15 protein-coding genes and 2 pseudogenes are annotated in these 16,819 nt (G+C 69.7%); 11 read left to right on the forward strand and 6 right to left on the reverse strand.

The window, feature by feature from the left end; genetic code table 11:
* Nucleotides 1–8 precede the first annotated feature (8 nt).
* On the reverse strand, nucleotides 9–1,427 hold the full coding sequence (locus tag ACGFNV_RS43290) for a DUF2252 domain-containing protein (protein WP_393630783.1): 1,419 nt from the start codon (nucleotides 1,425–1,427) through the stop codon (nucleotides 9–11).
* Nucleotides 1,428–1,635: 208 nt separating this feature from the next.
* Here ACGFNV_RS43290 and ACGFNV_RS43295 point away from each other — a divergent pair, with 208 nt between their 5' ends.
* Together ACGFNV_RS43295 and ACGFNV_RS43300 are read left to right on the forward strand one after the other, a co-directional pair.
* Nucleotides 1,636–2,073 carry a DUF6325 family protein gene (locus ACGFNV_RS43295; RefSeq protein ID WP_393630842.1) on the forward strand — a complete coding sequence of 146 codons (438 nt, stop codon included), beginning with the start codon at nucleotides 1,636–1,638 and terminating at the stop codon, nucleotides 2,071–2,073.
* 88 nt (nucleotides 2,074–2,161) lie between these two features.
* On the forward strand, nucleotides 2,162–2,572 hold the full coding sequence (locus ACGFNV_RS43300; RefSeq protein ID WP_393630785.1) for a hypothetical protein: 411 nt from the start codon (nucleotides 2,162–2,164) through the stop codon (nucleotides 2,570–2,572).
* Nucleotides 2,573–2,657: 85 nt separating this feature from the next.
* Here ACGFNV_RS43300 and ACGFNV_RS43305 read toward each other — a convergent pair whose 3' ends face one another.
* Nucleotides 2,658–4,916: a heavy metal translocating P-type ATPase gene (locus ACGFNV_RS43305; RefSeq protein WP_393630787.1), complete on the reverse strand. Its 2,259-nt coding sequence runs from the start codon at nucleotides 4,914–4,916 to the stop codon at nucleotides 2,658–2,660.
* Between the two features lie 69 nt (nucleotides 4,917–4,985).
* Nucleotides 4,986–5,222 carry a heavy-metal-associated domain-containing protein gene (locus ACGFNV_RS43310; protein ID WP_393630789.1) on the reverse strand — a complete coding sequence of 79 codons (237 nt, stop codon included), beginning with the start codon at nucleotides 5,220–5,222 and terminating at the stop codon, nucleotides 4,986–4,988.
* Nucleotides 5,223–5,430: 208 nt separating this feature from the next.
* Between ACGFNV_RS43310 and ACGFNV_RS43315 the strand changes: the two genes are divergently transcribed.
* A complete protein-coding gene (locus tag ACGFNV_RS43315) occupies nucleotides 5,431–6,378 on the forward strand; it encodes a hypothetical protein (protein WP_393630791.1) in 948 nt (315 codons plus the stop codon).
* 79 nt (nucleotides 6,379–6,457) lie between these two features.
* Here ACGFNV_RS43315 and ACGFNV_RS43320 read toward each other — a convergent pair whose 3' ends face one another.
* Both ACGFNV_RS43320 and ACGFNV_RS43325 read right to left on the reverse strand, forming a co-directional pair.
* Nucleotides 6,458–6,943: a hypothetical protein gene (locus tag ACGFNV_RS43320; RefSeq protein WP_393630793.1), complete on the reverse strand. Its 486-nt coding sequence runs from the start codon at nucleotides 6,941–6,943 to the stop codon at nucleotides 6,458–6,460.
* Between the two features lie 142 nt (nucleotides 6,944–7,085).
* A pseudogene (locus tag ACGFNV_RS43325) lies at nucleotides 7,086–7,415 on the reverse strand (HNH endonuclease); the annotation flags it as partial.
* Nucleotide 7,416: 1 nt separating this feature from the next.
* On the opposite strand from ACGFNV_RS43325, the pseudogene ACGFNV_RS43330 reads away from it, so the two are divergent.
* A pseudogene (locus ACGFNV_RS43330) lies at nucleotides 7,417–7,983 on the forward strand (zinc-binding dehydrogenase); the annotation flags it as partial.
* An 84-nt stretch (nucleotides 7,984–8,067) separates the two neighbouring features.
* On the opposite strand, the gene ACGFNV_RS43335 reads toward ACGFNV_RS43330, so the two are convergent.
* A complete protein-coding gene (locus ACGFNV_RS43335) occupies nucleotides 8,068–8,694 on the reverse strand; it encodes a hypothetical protein (protein WP_208299229.1) in 627 nt (208 codons plus the stop codon).
* A gap of 395 nt (nucleotides 8,695–9,089) precedes the next feature.
* On the opposite strand from ACGFNV_RS43335, the gene hemL reads away from it, so the two are divergent.
* From hemL to ccsB, 7 genes are all read left to right on the forward strand, one after another.
* Nucleotides 9,090–10,409 (forward strand): glutamate-1-semialdehyde 2,1-aminomutase, encoded by a 1,320-nt coding sequence (gene hemL / locus ACGFNV_RS43340; RefSeq protein ID WP_393630795.1) that lies wholly within the window; start codon nucleotides 9,090–9,092, stop codon nucleotides 10,407–10,409.
* Nucleotides 10,406–11,089: a histidine phosphatase family protein gene (locus ACGFNV_RS43345; protein WP_393630797.1), complete on the forward strand. Its 684-nt coding sequence runs from the start codon at nucleotides 10,406–10,408 to the stop codon at nucleotides 11,087–11,089. Before hemL ends, ACGFNV_RS43345 begins: the two co-directional genes overlap by 4 nt.
* Nucleotides 11,090–11,222: 133 nt before the next feature.
* On the forward strand, nucleotides 11,223–12,515 hold the full coding sequence (locus ACGFNV_RS43350; protein WP_393630799.1) for a hypothetical protein: 1,293 nt from the start codon (nucleotides 11,223–11,225) through the stop codon (nucleotides 12,513–12,515).
* Between the two features lie 66 nt (nucleotides 12,516–12,581).
* The gene (locus ACGFNV_RS43355; RefSeq protein ID WP_393630801.1) at nucleotides 12,582–13,211 is read left to right on the forward strand and encodes a TlpA family protein disulfide reductase; all 630 of its coding nucleotides are present in this window, start codon (nucleotides 12,582–12,584) and stop codon (nucleotides 13,209–13,211) included.
* Between the two features lies 1 nt (nucleotide 13,212).
* A complete protein-coding gene (locus tag ACGFNV_RS43360; RefSeq protein ID WP_393630802.1) occupies nucleotides 13,213–13,983 on the forward strand; it encodes a cytochrome c biogenesis CcdA family protein in 771 nt (256 codons plus the stop codon).
* A gap of 3 nt (nucleotides 13,984–13,986) precedes the next feature.
* A complete protein-coding gene (locus ACGFNV_RS43365; RefSeq protein ID WP_393630803.1) occupies nucleotides 13,987–15,720 on the forward strand; it encodes a cytochrome c biogenesis protein ResB in 1,734 nt (577 codons plus the stop codon).
* Nucleotides 15,717–16,817, forward strand: coding sequence for a c-type cytochrome biogenesis protein CcsB (gene ccsB, locus ACGFNV_RS43370; protein WP_393630805.1), 1,101 nt, complete (start codon nucleotides 15,717–15,719; stop codon nucleotides 16,815–16,817). Before ACGFNV_RS43365 ends, ccsB begins: the two co-directional genes overlap by 4 nt.
* Nucleotides 16,818–16,819 lie beyond the last annotated feature (2 nt).

The following is a 16,819-nucleotide window of genomic DNA, read 5'->3' on the forward strand; positions in this document are numbered from 1 at the left end:
AGGACCCCTCAGGCCGCTTCGGCCGTGACCCGGCCCGTCTCGATCGCGTCGAGCAGTGCCTGGTGGTCCTTCTCGTTCTGGTCCGCGTACAGCTCGGCGAACGTCACCAGGGCACGGTCGAAGACGTCGCCGGAGCCCAGGTAGGCGGCGATCGCGATCCGGTCGCCGGACCGGGCGTGGGCGCGGGCCAGGGTGGCGCCGCACAGTTCGGCGAAGAGCGCCATCCGCCTCGGTGACATGCTCTCGGGCACCGCGATGCCCTTCCAGTCCCGCAACTGCCGTACGTAGAAGTCCCGGAGGCGACCGTCGATGCCGTGGACGCGTTCCCAGCCCAGGAAGATGTCGCTGGTGGCCTGCATCAGCCGCTGGCCCGCGACGACACGCTCGCCCTGAGTGGTGAAGGTGCTCGCGCCGGCGTAGGGCGCCAGTACCGAGTCGTCGGCCTCCTTGGCCTGGAGGAAGAGCGGGTCCGCGTCGTCCCTGCCCAGCAGCAGCACGATCCAGCAGCGGGTCCCCACGCTGCCCACCCCGACGACCTTGCGTGCGACGTCGGCGATCCGGTAGCTCTCCAGCAGGAAGCGCCGGTCGGACGGCAGGGTCCGGCCGTACCCCGCGATCAGCCGGCTGATCTCCTTCTCCAGCGTGCCCGCCTCGGCGCCGGGGAGCAGGTCCGCGAGCCGTACCAGGAGCGGCGGGTCGGGGGTGATCAGGCGCTGTCCGTCGGCGACGTGGGTGAGTTTGTCGAAGGCCTGGAGGGTGTCGTGCGCGCGGGCCCGTTCCCGGGCCTGGTCCCAGCGGTCGCGGTCCCCGGCGTGGAGGGTCGGCGCGAACTGCTTCTGGAGCTCGTCCGCGTCGAAGCGGGTGTACCAGACGGCGAGATTGCCCATCCCGGCGAACGTCCGCATGCGCTCGCGGTACGACCGTACGGCCGCCCGCACCACGGAGGTCCGTTCCTTGCCGCTGAAGCCGTTCGCCCGGCCCGCGATGACCAGGCTCGCCGACAGTCGCTTGACGTCCCACTCCCACGGGCCCGGCAGCGTCTCGTCGAAGTCGTTGATGTCGAACATCAGACGGCGTTCGGGAGAGGCCAGCAGCCGGAAGTTCAGCATGTGGGCGTCGCCGCACAACTGGACGCGAATACCGCTGCGAGGAGTGTCGGCGAGGTCCGCGGCCATGATGGCGGCGGCTCCGCGATAGAAGCGGAACGGCGACTCGCTCATCCTGCCGTAGCGAATCGGGACGAGTTCCGGTACCCGTTTCGCCGACTGCGTCTCGATGACGTCCACGGGATCGGTGCGTTTCGGCGGCGGGGTGTACTCGGCATGCCCGGAGCGCGGGGCCGTCGACCGGGCGGCCTTGCCGAAGGCGGCTCGTTCCTCCGGGGTGCGGTGCGGTACGAGGGGGCCGGTCGGATGGGATTCGCTCATCGTGGGATTCCGCCTTCGGAGGTTCCGTATGCGGGGGTTCCGTATGCGGGGGTTCCATCGTCGACACGAAAGGACATTTCATCGTATGTCCGGCTTGTTTTGCCCGGCTACTCAGGGCCCGGGTGCGCCCTTCCGGGTCCGGTGCTGCAATGGAATCCGGGGGACCCACGAGCACAAGAGGTGAGTCGTGAGCCAGCAGAGCGACTACATGGGACTCGTCGACACGGGACCCATCGACTACATCGTGGTGGAGTTTCCCGGCAACCGGATGACAGGCGAGGGGTTCCCGCTGCTGGTCGATCTCGTGGACCGCGGCCTCATCCGGATCCTCGACCTGGTGTTCATCAGGAAGGAGGAGGACGGTTCGGTGACCGCCCTGGAGATCGCCGATCTCACCGGCGACGGCAATCTCGATCTCGCGGTCTTCGAAGGCGTCCACTCCGGCCTGCTCGGCCAGGACGACCTGGAGGAGGCGGCCGCCGCCGTGGAGCCCGGCAACTCCGCCGGCCTCCTGATCTACGAGAACGTGTGGGCCGCCCCCTTCGCCGCCGCACTGCGCCGCGGCGGCGCCGAACTGGTCGCTTCGGGGCGGCTTCCCGTGCAGGCGGTCATCGCCTCGCTCGAGGCGGCGGAGTCCGCCTCCTGAGACGTGATCGGGCCGAGCGGCCGAGGCAGTGCTCAACAACCCGGCCGAGGCAGTGCTCAACAACCCAGGCACGAACGGAGATGCATCCATGGCCACCACCGCCACACCGCACCGCGGGACGGCAGGCACCCATGCCGGTGCCACCGGTCTCACGCTGTTCGCCGCCGTCATGCTGTTCGTCGCCGGGATCCTCGACCTCTTCCGGGGCATCATGGCGATCGCCGACGACGACGTCTTCGTGAGCACCCCCAACTACGTCTTCAAGTTCGACCTGACGAGCTGGGGCTGGATCCAGCTGGTTCTCGGCGTCATCGCGCTCCTCGTGAGCTTCGGCCTGTTCGCGGTGGCCACCTGGGCACGGGTCGCCGGAGTCGGGATCGCGGCGCTGCTGATCATCGCCAACTTCCTGTCCATCCCCTACTACCCGGTCTGGTCCATCACCCTGATCGCCCTGTACGGGTTCGTCATCTGGGCGCTGTGCGTGGTCAGGCGGGACTGACCTGCCAGCAGGGGGGCACCGGACGACCGTAACCAGTAACCGGCCGGGTGTGAGCACCCGGCCGGCGTCCGTTCCCGAGGATGGCTCAACGGGTGGCCTGGAAGGAGCGCAGGCGCAGGGAGTTGCCGACGACGAAGACCGACGAGAAGGCCATGGCCGCCCCGGCGATCATCGGGTTGAGCAGGCCGGCCGCCGCGAGCGGGAGCGCGGCCACGTTGTAGGCGAAGGCCCAGAACAGGTTGGAACGGATCGTGCCGAGAGTCCTGCGGGCGAGCCGGATGGCGTCGGCCGCGGCGCGCAGGTCACCTCGTACGAGGGTCAGGTCCCCGGCCTCGATGGCCGCGTCCGTGCCCGTGCCCATGGCCAGTCCCAGGTCCGCCTGGGCGAGGGCGGCCGCGTCGTTGACGCCGTCGCCGACCATCGCGACCGAACGGCCCTCGTCCTGGAGGCGCTTGACGACGTCGACCTTGTCCTGCGGCAGTACCTGGGCGATGACGTCCTCGGGCGCGATGCCCACCTGGCGGGCGACGGACGCGGCCACGGCCTCGTTGTCGCCGGTCAGCAGGATCGGCCTCAGGCCCAGCGCGCGCAGCCGGGTGATGGCCTCGGCGCTGGTCTCCTTCACCGCGTCGGCCACTTCCAGGACCGCCCGCGCCTCACCGTCCCAGGCGACCGCGATGGCCGTACGACCGGCTGCCTCGGCTTCCGTCCTGGCCTGCGCCAGCCGCTCCGGCAGTTCCATGGCCCAGTCGGCGAGCAGCCGCTCCCGGCCGACGAGGACGGCGTGGCCGTCGACGATGCCCTGCACGCCGAGGCCGGGGACGTTCGCGAAGTCCTCGGGCGTGGGCAGCGAGCCCAGCTTCGCCAGGGCCCCGTCGGCCACCGCGCGGGCGATCGGATGCTCGGAGGAGTGCTCCAACGCGCCGGCCAGCCGCAGGACGTCGCCCTCGTCGGTGCCTTCCGCGGGGTGGACCGCCAGCAGGGTCATACGGCCCGTGGTGACGGTGCCGGTCTTGTCGAGGACGATGGTGTCGACCTTGCGGGTGGACTCCAGGACCTCAGGGCCCTTGATGAGGATGCCGAGCTGGGCGCCGCGTCCGGTGCCGACCAGGAGCGCGGTGGGCGTCGCCAGGCCGAGGGCGCACGGGCAGGCGATGATCAGTACGGCGACCGCGGCGGTGAAGGCGGCCGTCAGCCCCGCGCCGTTGCCCAGCCAGAAGCCCAGGGTGCCCAGCGCGAGGGCGATCACGATCGGCACGAAGACGGCGGAGATCCGGTCCGCGAGCCGCTGCGCCGCGGCCTTGCCGTTCTGCGCGTCCTCGACCAGCTTGGCCATGCGGGCCAGTTGGGTGTCGGACCCGACCCGGGTGGCCGCGACGACGAGACGGCCGCCGGCGTTGATCGTGGCACCGGTGACCGAGTCGCCGGGCGCCACCTCGACGGGGACGGACTCGCCGGTGAGCATGGAGGCGTCCACCGCGGAGGAGCCCTCGACGACCGTCCCGTCGGTGGCGATCTTCTCGCCGGGGCGTACGAGGAAGCGGTCGCCGACCTTCAGTGCGGCGATGGCTACGGTCTGTTCGCCGCCGTCGGAGCGCAGCAGGGTGACGTCCTTCGCGCCCAGCTCCAGCAGCGCCTTCAGGGCCGCGCCCGCCTTCCGCTTGGAGCGCGCCTCGAAGTACCGCCCGGCCAGGATGAAGGCGGTCACACCGGCGGCGGCCTCCAGGTAGATGTTCCCGGCACCGTCGCCCCGGCTGATGGTCAGCTCGAACGGGTGGGTCATGCCGGGCATGCCCGCGGTCCCGAGGAACAGTGCCCACAGCGACCACAGGAACGCGGCCGAGGTGCCGACCGAGATCAGCGTGTCCATGGTGGCCGCGCCGTGCCGCGCGTTGGTGAAGGCCGCCTTGTGGAAGGGCCAGGCCGCGTACGTCACCACGGGGGCCGCGAGCGTCAGGGACAGCCACTGCCAGTACTCGAACTGGAGCGCCGGGACCATCGCCATCGCGACGACCGGCACCGCCAGCACCACCGCCGTGACCAACCGCTCCCGCAGTGGCCGCAGTTCGTCGTCCGCGGCCGACGGTTCGTCGCCGCTCTCGGGCCGGGCGCGTTCGGGGGCGGGCTCCTGCGCGGTGTACCCCGTGGCCTCGACGGTGGCGATCAGGTCCCCGACGGAGATGTCGCCCTCGTAGCTGACCTTGGCCTTCTCGGTGGCGTAGTTGACGGTGGCGGTGACCCCGTCCATGCGGTTGAGCTTCTTCTCGATACGCGCCGCGCACGAGGCGCAGGTCATGCCGCCGATGGTGAGTTCTACTTCGGCGCCGGTTGTCGTACTGGTCATGGCTGCTGCTCCTCGTACGGGTGGGCCACCGGGACCGGGCGGGTCCCGGTGGCATCGGGGGAGTGCGGGTCAGGCCCGGCCGGTCAGCTCGTAGCCGGCCTCGTCGACGACCTCGGCGATCATCGTGTCGTCCGGCTCGGCGGCGCTCGTGACGGTGACCCGGCCGGTGTCGAGGTCGACGTCGACACCGGTCACGCCGTCCAGTTCGCCGATGACCTTGGTGAGCGTGGCCTTGCAGTGGCCGCAGGTCATGCCGGAGACGGCGTAGGTGGTGGTGACGGTGGTGGAGCAGCAAGACGAAGGCATGGGTTTCCTCCCGGTCGGTCCTGACAACGGTCACGGTCTCTGGCGTGGATACGGGGTGGGGGTATCCGCGCCGTGACTCATGTATACCCCCCTGGGGTATGAGTGGCAAGTAGCCGGACCTGCTTGACTACATACCCCATGGGGGTATGGTGAAGTGCGTCGAAGCCCTCCGCCCAAGCCTTGAGGGCCCGTTCCCCGGGAGGCACCCATGCGTGCTGGAGTGAAGATCACCGCGTTCGCCGCCGCGCTCGCCGCGACGTTCGGCACCGCCTACGGCGTGGGCCAGGGGTTCGACCCCGTCACCGCCAAGGAGGCGCCCGCGGGCCATGGAGGCCACACAGAGAAATCACCGACCGCGGAGGGAGGTGGGGGCGACGCGGGGCGCGCGTCGACTCCGGCGGTCGGCGGACTGGGGATCTCCGAGGGCGGCTACAGCCTCGACCTCAAGACCACGAGGGCCGCAGCGGGGCGGCAGACCGATCTGCGCTTCGCCGTCCGGGACGGGAACGGCCAGCCCGTCACCGAATACCGGCGCGAGCACGACAAGGAACTCCACCTCATCCTGGCCTCACGCGACCTGAATACCTACCGCCACCTGCACCCCACCCGCGCCGCCGACGGAACCTGGAGCACCCCCGTCAACCTGCCCCGCGCGGGCGGCTACCGGGTCTTCGCCGACTTCACCCCGGCACGGAAAGGCGCCGAGAACCTCGTCCTCGGCGCGGACCTGGAGGCTTCGGGTCCGTACGAGCCGAAAGGCCTGCCCGCGGCCGGCACCACGGCCAAGACCGACGGCTACGAGGTCGAACTGGCCGGCAAGCTGCGCCCGGGCGCGGCCGGCGAACTGAAGCTCACGGTCTCCCGCGACGGCAGGCCGGTCACCGACCTCCAGCCCTACCTCGGCGCCTACGGCCACCTCGTCGCCCTGCGCTCCGGTGACCTCGCCTACCTCCACGTCCACCCGGGCGGCGAACCCGGCGACGGCGCGACCAGGCCCGGCCCGGACATCCCGTTCATGGCCACGGCACCCAGCAGCGGCACCTACCGCCTCTTCCTCGACTTCAAGCACGAGGGACGCGTCCACACCGCCGCGTTCACGGTCCGCTCCGACGGGCCGACGGCCACGGGGGAGACCGGCGAGGGGCATGAGCACTGAGCCCGTGTCGGTGTGGGCGCTTCCCCCGAGGGATCGTGCGGCCGGCGGATGACAGGTGTGGGTGGATGGTGATGCGTGCTCAGCGGTCCTCGTGGCGGGACGGCAAGTAATGGTTGACGAGTTCGGCTGCCGTCCGGGCGTCATCGACGGTGATGACGAAGCGGGTCCCACGGGTGAGTTCCAACCACAGCGCATCGCCCGCCCGCAGAGACACGGCCCGCATACCCGGCTTCCACCGGTAGCCCCAGCCGCCGATCTCCATCGGCCGGGTCCAGCGCGCCGACGCACGCTCGATCCGGCCCAACGGGATGTGGCGGCGCAGGAAGGGCACGAGGGCCGAGGCGACCGTGACGCCTTCGGAGGAGACGGTCACCTTGATGCCTCCCGTCACGAGGAACGCCGCCGCCACCATCAGCAGGACGAGGCTGACATCCCGGTACTCCTCGACGAACACCGCGGACCCGACGAGCACGACCGCCAGGACCACCCCGACAGCGAGCATCCAACCGCTGAACTGCGACCCGTACCAGACCGTTCGCCCGCTGTCGCCTTGCTGCGACTCCATCCCCGCCTCCGTGACAGCCACCGCCGCCGAGCACGGTCACGGCCGCGCCGCGATCCCGCCGACTTCTTGACGGGCGTGCGCTTCAACGTAGAACAAGACGCACGAGATCCGGGAGGTGTGATCCGGACTCTCGCCCCGGCGATCAGGTGGCAGTGGCAGGGCGTGAAGTGCCGTGGAAGACCTGGCGGTTGTGCCAGTCGCGGTGGGCGTCCGCGACCGGCCGCGTGCCCGGCTGCGGGCCGACGAGTGGCCGGCCGGCGAGTGCTTTGACGTGCTCGCGGGCCGCGGGGCTGTGACCCACGAACCGCTGCGAGACCAGGATCCGATGGCCGACGCCGACGCCGAGGACACCCTTGTCGAAAAGCTTGTGGTGAAGCGAGCGCAGGCACAGCCCGTTGTCGATGTCGTCGGGGCCGCCGAACGCCCACCAGCGCACGTGCGCGGCCTCCAGCCCGACCGGAACGGCGCCTAGCTACCACGCGGCCCGCACCGCCGGTGTGACCCGCGGCGACAGCGTCACCGTCGTCGGCGACGGCGCGGTGGGTCTGGCCGCCGTGCTCTCGGCCAAGCTGCTGGGCGCCGAGCAGATCATCCTCATGGGCCGCCATCAGGTGCGCACCGACCTGGGCCGCGACCTCGGAGCCACGGACGTGGTCGCCGAACGCGGCGAGGAGGGCATCGCCCGGGTGCGGGAGCAGACCGGCGGCGAGGGCACCCGCAAGGTTCTGGAGTGCGTGGGCCTGAAGGACGCGATTGTGCAGAGCTTCGGCGTGGTCCGCGACGGCGGCACGGTCAGCCGCGTAGGCGCCCCGCAGTTCACCGACGTGCCGTTCGGGTTCGGCGACTTCCTGCGCAACATCACCCTCACCGGAGGCGTCGCCCCCGCCCGCGCCTACATCGAGGAGCTGATGCCGCACATCCTCGACGGCGGGATCCGGCCCGGCCGCGTCTTCGACCGCACGCTCGCCCTGGAGGACATCGCCGACGGCTACCGGGCGATGAACGACCGCGAGGCCCTGAGGGTGCTGGTGCGTCCGTGACCTTCCGCAAGCCCAGCGGGGTCACTCCCAGCACATGACAAGGGCGGGGCCCGAAAACCCCGCCCGCTACCCGAAAAACCCAGCTCAGGGCCAAACCAGGCAATAAGGCTGATGCCCCGCCTCATGCAGCCGATGTGAGAAGTCCTGCCACTCGTGCAGCAGCTGGTACACGTTGAACGCGTCCCGGGGCCCGCCCCGGTCCGGCACCGTCGACCAGATGAACGCCGCCGCGCCCACCGCCTCCTCGCCGATGTCGCGGAGTGGGTCGACCACGGTCATGGGGAGTTTGACGACGGCGTAGTCGGGGTGCAGGACGACCAGTTCGAGGGGTGGCACCTTGTGCAGGGGCACGCCTTCGATGCCGGTCAGCACCATCGCCGCCATCGTCTCCGGCTTGATCTTGGTGAACATGCCGTTCATGCCCAGCTCGTCGCCGCCGAGTTCCTCGGGGCGCATCGAGATCGGGACGCGGGCCGCGGTCGCGCCGTCGGGCGCGCCGAAGTACTTGTACGTCACCCCCACCCGACCACCATTCCTGCTCCCCGCTCCCAGCTGGTCGACCCGTCGGTCGAGCCGCTCGGACTCACTCGGTACACCGTGTGCCTGACGTGCTTCGGTCGTGTCCTCCGCGTCGCGTCGGTGCCTTCCCCGCCGGGCACGTCGAGGACCCAGATCGTCAGTCCCCTCGCCCAGTCCGCCACCGCGATGCATATCTCCACCCGACTGCTTTTTTAGGACGCGTGGCCCCCGCCGCGCAACCCGATCATCGTGTCAGTGACCTCCCCCACGGTCGCCCGCCGAAACGTGCGTTGAAACACCTGTCCGCAGGATCTTTGCAGCCCTGAACGCGCCATGGTGCAAGGTTCTGTACACCAGGGCCCGGTTGAGCTGCGTGTATCAGGTCTCAGTCTCGCAGATCATGGCGGGCCCCGGGTCGCGCACCACGTTATGCGGACTGTGCGCCGGTTCAGCAAGGACCGCCGGGGGGCTCGGCGGTGCCTCCCGGCGGCCCCGGGCCCGCGCCCCCCTGCCCGCCGCGCCCCCTGGCCTACCCTGAGGTAGTCACATGGCAACCGGAGTCCGAGAGGTCGGAGAAGTCGCAGGTCATGAGCGAACTGCCTTATTCATACGATGCGCCTGTCTCGCAGGCACTGTTCGACCGTGCGGCCGCCGTCACGCCGGGTGGCGTGAACTCCCCGGTGCGGGCCTTCCGCGCCGTGGGCGGAACACCCCGGTTCATGGTGTCCGGTACCGGTCCGTACCTGACGGACGCGGACGGTCGTGAGTACGTCGATCTCGTCTGCTCGTGGGGGCCCATGATCCTCGGGCACTCGCACCCCGACGTGATCGCCGCCGTGCAGGACGCCGTCTCCCGCGGCACCTCGTTCGGTACGCCCGGTGAGGGCGAGGTCGCGCTCGCCGAGGAGATCGTCGCGCGGGTGGGGCCCGTGGAGCAGGTGCGGCTCGTCTCCAGCGGGACCGAGGCCACCATGTCGGCGATCCGGCTCGCCCGCGGGTTCACCCGGCGGTCCAAGGTGATCAAGTTCGCCGGTTGCTACCACGGCCACGTCGACTCGCTCCTCGCCGCCGCGGGCAGCGGTGTCGCCACCTTCGCGCTTCCCGACACCCCGGGCGTCACCGGCGCCCAGGCCGGCGACACCATCGTGCTGCCGTACAACGACCTGGAGGCCGTGCAGGAGGCCTTCCACCGGCACCCCGGTGAGATCGCCTGCGTGATCACCGAGGCCTCGCCCGGCAACATGGGCGTCGTACCGCCGCTGCCCGGATTCAACCAGGGACTCAAGGACGCCTGCCGGGCCAACGGCGCGCTCTTCATCTCCGACGAGGTCATGACCGGGTTCCGCACCAGCCGCGCCGGCTGGTACGGGATCGACGGGGTCGAGCCCGACCTGATGACCTTCGGCAAGGTCATGGGCGGCGGCTTCCCCGCGGCCGCCTTCGGCGGTCGTGCCGACGTGATGGCGCACCTCGCGCCCGCCGGGCCCGTCTACCAGGCAGGCACCCTCTCCGGGAACCCGATCGCCACCGCCGCCGGGCTCGCCCAGCTGCGCCTCCTCGACGACGCCGCGTACGCCAAGGTCAACGCCGTGTCGGAGCAGATCCAGGCGCTGGTGTCCGAGGCGCTCACCAAGGAGAGCGTCGCGCACACCGTGCAGAGCGCCTCCAACATGTTCTCCGTCTTCTTCACGGACCGCGCGGTGCGCACGTACGAGGACGCCAAGGCGCAGGAGTCGTTCCGCTTCACCGCCTTCTTCCACTCGCTGCTGGCGAACGGCGTCTACCTGCCGCCGTCGTCCTTCGAGTCCTGGTTCGTTTCCACGGCCCACGACGAACGGGCCATCCAGCGGATCGCCGACGCCCTCCCGGCGGCGGCCCGAGCGGCTGCGGAGGCCACAGCAGCATGACCAGCAACGAGGACATCACCGTCGTCCACCTCATGCGCCACGGCGAGGTGGCCAACCCCGACGGGATCCTGTACGGCCGGCTCGCCGGGTACCACCTCTCCGAGCTCGGACGGCAGATGGCCGACCGGGTCGCCGAGCACCTCTCCTCCCGCGATGTGACCTACGTCGTCGCCTCCCCGCTGGAGCGCGCCCAGGAGACCGCGACGCCGATCGCCAAGGCGCACGGCCTGGACCTCGCCACGGACGAGCGGCTCCTGGAGGCCGAGAACGTCTTCCAGGGCAAGACGTTCGGCGTCGGGGACGGCGCGCTGCGCAATCCCGGCAACTGGAAGCACCTCGTGAACCCCTTCAAGCCGTCGTGGGGCGAGCCGTACGTCGACCAGGTCGTCCGTATGAAGGGGGCGCTGGACGCGGCGAAGGACGCGGCCCGCGGGCACGAGGCGGTGCTGGTCAGCCATCAGCTCCCGATCTGGATCGTGCGGTCGTACGTCGAGCGGCGCCGGCTGTGGCACGACCCGCGCAAGCGGCAGTGCACGCTGGCCTCGCTGACGACGTTCACGTACCAGGGTGACAAGATCGTGTCCGTGGGTTACACCGAGCCCGCCCGCGACCTCGTCCCCGCCCACCTCCTCGCCGGCGCCAAGCCGGTCAAGGGGCAGGGCAAGGCCTTCGGGGCGTGACCGGAGTGACTCCCTCGGCTCTATGACACGTTCGTGACAAATATTGCGAACTTGGGGTGATCGCGGGGAACCTCCCCCTTCGTCACGTCCTCTGAGTGGGTGACCACCAGAGGACGTACGAATTGGGGAAGCAATGCGCGCTCTCACCCGCAGGGGGATGCTCGGACTCGGCGCGGGCGCCGCGGCCGCCGCCGGACTCGCGGGGTGCGGCGGCCTCACGTCGTCAGACGGTTCGTCGCACGGTGCCGGTTCCGGGAAGGACCGTTCCGGCAAGCCTTCCGGGAGCCCGAAGCCCACCGCCCGCCCCATCGGCGACGGCTCCACCTCCTTCACCGGCAAGCAGCCCCACCAGCCCGACAAGCCGGTGCCGCTGGAGCCCGGTCAGGAGCCCCCGCAGTTCGTCATCTTCTCCTGGGACGGCGCGGGCGAGGTCGGCAACGGTCTCTTCCCGCGCTTCCTGGACCTCGCCAAGGAGCACGGCGCGAGCATGACCTTCTTCCTCTCCGGGCTGTACCTGCTGCCCGAGTCGAAGAAGCGGCTCTACGACCCGCCGAACAACCCGCGCGGCGCCTCCGACATCGGCTACCTCACCGACGAGCACGTGAAGATGACGCTGACCAACATCCGCCGGGCCTGGCTCGAAGGGCACGAGATAGGCACGCACTTCAACGGGCACTTCTGTTCCGGGAGCGGGACCGTCGGCAACTGGACGCCGAAGCAGTGGCGCAGCGAGATCGACCAGGCGAAGTCCTTCGTCAAGGAGTGGCGCACCAACACCGGCTGGACCGACATGCCGTCCCTGCCCTTCGACTACGACAAGGAACTCGTCGGCGCCCGCACGCCCTGCCTCCTCGGCCAGAGCAACCTGCTGCCCACCGCCAAGGCCCTCGGCTGGCGCTACGACGCCTCCTCCTCCGGCGGCACCCAGGTCTGGCCGCAGAAGAAGCAGGGGATCTGGGACCTGCCGTTGCAGCAGATACCTTTCCCCGGACGCGGTTTCGAGGTCCTCTCGATGGACTACAACATGCTCGCCAACCAGTCGATCAACTCGACGAAGGCGCCGCCCGCCAACTACCCGGGCTGGCGCAAGCAGTCGGCCCAGGCGTACATATCAGGCTTCAAGCGGGCATATGAGACAAACCGTGCACCCTTCTTCGTCGGCAACCACTTCGAACAGTGGAACGGCGGCATCTACATGGACGCCGTCGAGGAGGCCTTCAAGCACATCGCGCGCGAGAAGGAGAAGGGCGCGGACGTACGGATGGTCTCCTTCCGGCAGTTCGTGGACTGGATCGATGTGCAGAAGCCCGAGGTGCTGGACAAGCTGCGCACGCTCGGGGTCGGGCAGCAGCCGGCCGGGGGCTGGAAGACGTTCCTCCAGGAGACCCCGAAGACCCCCGCGACAGGCTCCTCGAACGCCGCCTGAAATGCGGGTTTCCGCCCGCAAGGGGGGTGCGCAAGATCCCCAGAACGGGCATGCGAAACTTTTCACATGAGTGCCGCCAGCCGCGCCCCCCTGAGCTCGACCAGTTGGATCCGCTCGCGCCGCGCCGCCCTGCTCGGGGCGGGTGCCGCGGTCACCGCGCTGACCCTTTCCGCGTGCAGTTCGGGCGGTACGTCCGGCGGAGGCGGGGACACCAACTTCGTCATGGGCAAGGACGGCATCTCCACCGCCAAGAAGGGGGAACGGGCCCAGGCCCCGGACCTGTCCGGCAAGACCATCGCGGGCGGACAGCTCGACGTCGCCTCCTTCAAGGGCAAGGTCGTCGTCCTGAACGTGTGGGGCTCCTGGTGCTCCCCGTGCCGCGCCGAGGCGCCCAACTTCGAGAAGGTCTACAAGGACCTCAAGGACAAGGGCGTCCAGTTCGTCGGCATCAACACCCGTGACACCAAGACCAGCAACGCCCTCGCCTTCGAGAAGCAGCAGGGCGTCACCTACCCCAGCCTGTACGACCCCACCGGCAAGCTGATGCTCCGCTTCAAGAAGGGCACGCTCAACCCGCAGGCGATTCCCTCCACGCTCGTCCTGGACCGCGAGGGGAAGATCGCGGCCCGCTCGCTGGCCGCGCTCAGCGAGGACAAGCTGCGCTCGATGATCGACCCGGTCCTCGCGGAGAAGTGACGTGAGCTCGCTCACCACGCTCGCCGCGGACGGCTACAACGACACGGTGCTCAACGGCGCCCTGCTCGTGGCCCTCCCCATCGCGCTGCTCGGCGGCCTCGTCTCCTTCTTCTCCCCGTGTGTCCTGCCCCTGGTCCCCGGCTACCTGTCGTACGTGACCGGCGTCACCGGCACCGACCTGGCCGAGGCCCGGCGCGGCCGGATGGTGGCGGGCGCCTCCCTGTTCGTCCTCGGCTTCACCGCCGTGTTCGTCTCCAGTGGCGCTCTGTTCGGCTTCTTCGGGGACACCCTCCAGGACAACAAGGGCATCCTGTCCAAGGTGCTGGGCGTGCTCATGATCCTCATGGGCGTCTTCTTCATGGGCCTGATGCCCTGGATGACCCAGCGTGAGTTCCGCTTCCACAACAAGCCGACCGTCGGCCTGGTCGGAGCCCCTCTCCTGGGCGCGCTGTTCGGCATCGGCTGGACCCCGTGCATCGGCCCGACCCTCGCTTCCGTACTGGCCCTCTCCGCGCAGCAGTCGAGCGCGGGCCGCGGCGCCCTGCTCACCGTCGCCTACTGCCTGGGCCTCGGCCTGCCCTTCGTGCTCGCCGCGGTCGCCTTCCGCAAGGCGCTCGGTGCCTTCGGCTGGATCAAGCGCCACTATGTCTGGGTGATGCGCGTCGGCGGCACGATGATGATCGTGACCGGTCTGCTGTTGCTGACCGGCGCGTGGGACGCCCTCGTACAGGACATGCAGTCCTGGTCCAACGGCTTCACTGTGGGGATCTGATCCATGAGCAAGACGACCACCGGCGAGCAGACCCCGGCCGCCCCCGACGACCAGGACCTCGGCGCCGCCGGCTCCCAGCTGTCCACCGCGCCCGTCGAGAGCCTGGCCAACGTGCCGGGCCTCGGTGTCATCGGCTGGGCCCGCTGGTTCTGGCGCCAGCTCACCTCCATGCGGGTCGCCCTGCTGCTCCTGCTGCTGCTCGCGCTCGGCGCGATCCCCGGCTCGCTGATCCCGCAGACCGGCCAGGACGCCACCAAGGTCGCCGACTTCGAGAAGAGCCACTCCACCCTCGCGCCGATCTACGACAAGCTCGGCCTCTTCAACGTCTACGGCTCGGTGTGGTTCTCCGCGATCTACATCCTGCTGTTCGTCTCCCTCATCGGCTGCATCGTGCCCCGCACCTGGCAGTTCGTGGGCCAGCTGCGCAGCCGTCCGCCGGGCGCGCCCAAGCGTCTGACCCGGCTGCCCGCGTACACGACCTGGCGCACCGAGGCCGAGCCGGAGCAGGTCCGCGAGGCCGCGCTCACCCTGCTGAAGAAGCGCCGCTTCCGCGCGCACCTCGCCGGTGACGCCGTCGCCGGCGAGAAGGGCTACCTGCGCGAGGTCGGCAACCTCGCCTTCCACATCGCGCTGATCGTGATGCTGGTCGCCTTCGCCTGGGGCCAGCTGTACAAGTCCGAGGGCAACAAGCTGGTCGTCGAGGGCGACGGCGACGGCTTCTCCAACACCCTCATCTCCTACGACGACTTCAAGTCCGGCAACCTCTTCAGCAGCGACGACCTGGTGCCGTTCAGCTTCAACCTGAACAAGTTCACCGGCACCTACGAGACCTCCGGCCCCAACAAGGGCACCCCGCGCACCTACCAGGCCGCCATCACGTACAGCGAGGGCGCCTACGGCAAGGACCGGAAGACCCTCGTCAAGGTCAACCACCCGCTGGAGATCGGCGACGCGAAAATCTATCTGACCGCCCACGGCTACGCCCCCGAGGTCACCGTCCGCGACGGCAAGGGCAGGGTCGTGTACAGCGACGCCGTGCCACTGCTCCCGCTCGACTCCAACGTCACCTCCTCCGGCGTCATCAAGGTCCTCGACGGCTACAAGAACGCCAAGGGCGTCAGCGAACAGCTCGCCTTCCAGGCCTTCTTCCTGCCGACCTACGTCAAGGGCAACGAGGTCGCCTCGCAGTTCCCGGCCCTGCTGAACCCGGTGATGAACCTGCAGCCGTACCACGGCGACCTGGGCGTCGACTCGGGCATCCCGCAGAGCGTGTACCAGCTCGACAAGACGCACATGAAGACCTTCAAGGACGCCAAGGGCGCCACCCTCAGGGACAACCTGACGCCCGGCGAGACCATGAAGCTCCCGAACGGCGCCGGCTCGATCACCTACGACGGCACCAAGGAGTGGGCGAACTTCCAGATCGTCCAGGAACCCGGCAGCGGCTGGGCCCTCGCAGGGGCCCTCACCGCGATCTTCGGCCTCGCCGCCTCCCTGTTCATCCAGCGCCGCCGGGTGTGGGTGCGCGCGGTGAAGGGCGCCGACGGCGTCACCGTCGTCGAGATGGCCGGGCTCGGCCGCAGCGAGTCCGCCAAGGTGCCCGAGGAGCTCGGCGACCTCGCCGGGATCCTGTACGACCAGGCGGCGCCCGGGGCAGCCGACCCCGACGACTCCGCAGATCCTTCAGATTCCCCCGACCCCCAAGTCGTACCTGCCGAAGGGGCTGAGCAGCAGTGACTCTCGCCGCCGCAACCGATCTGGCCGCCGCCACCAACGAGAACCTCGCGAACATCAGCAACACGCTGATCTACTCGTCGATGGCCGTCTACACCCTGGCCTTCTTCGCGTACATGGCCGAATGGGTCTTCGGCAGCCGCAGCAAGGTCGGCCGTACGGCCGCCGCGCTCACCGCCGACGCGAAGACCAAGGCGAAGGCGCCCGCCGTCACCGTGCAGAACAACGGCGGCACCGCCGTCCTCGAGCGGCCGAAGGTCGTCGTCCGGTCCGCGGCCGGCGCGCGTGACGTGCCCGACGGTCCGGGCGCGCACGGCGGCGACGAGCAGGGCGACCTCTACGGCCGGATCGCCATCTCCCTCACCGTGCTCGCCTTCCTGATCGAGCTGGGCGGCGTGATCGCCCGCGCGGCCTCGGTGGAACGGGCGCCGTGGGGCAACATGTACGAGTTCAACATCACGTTCTCCACGGTCGCCGTCGGCGTGTATCTCGGCCTGCTGGCGCTGAAGAAGAACATCCGCTGGCTCGGCCTGTTCCTGATCACCACGGTCCTGCTCGACCTCGGCCTCGCCGTCACCGTCCTGTACACGGCGAGCGACCAGCTGGTCCCGGCCCTGCACTCGTACTGGCTGTACATCCACGTCTCCACCGCGATCTTCTGCGGCGCGGTGTTCTACGTCGGCGCGGTCGCCACGATCCTGTACCTCTTCAAGGACAGCTACGAGAACAAGCTCGCGACCGGCGGCAAGCCCGGCACGTTCGCCAACTCGGTCCTGGACCGGCTGCCGTCCTCCGCCTCCCTGGACAAGTTCGCCTACCGCGTCAACGCGGCCGTCTTCCCGCTGTGGACGTTCACGATCATCGCGGGCGCCATCTGGGCGGGCGACGCCTGGGGCCGCTACTGGAACTGGGACCCCAAGGAGACCTGGTCCTTCATCACCTGGGTCGCCTACGCCTGCTACCTGCACGCCCGCGCCACCGCCGGCTGGAAGGGCCGCAAGGCCGCCTACCTCGCGATGATCGCCTTCGGCTGCTGGCTGTTCAACTACTACGGCGTCAACATCTTCGTGAGCGGCAAGCACTCGTACGCCGGCGTGTAGCG

Source organism: Streptomyces sp. NPDC048751 (genome assembly GCF_043198595.1).
In the GTDB taxonomy this organism is placed as follows: Bacteria; Actinomycetota; Actinomycetes; order Streptomycetales; family Streptomycetaceae; genus Streptomyces.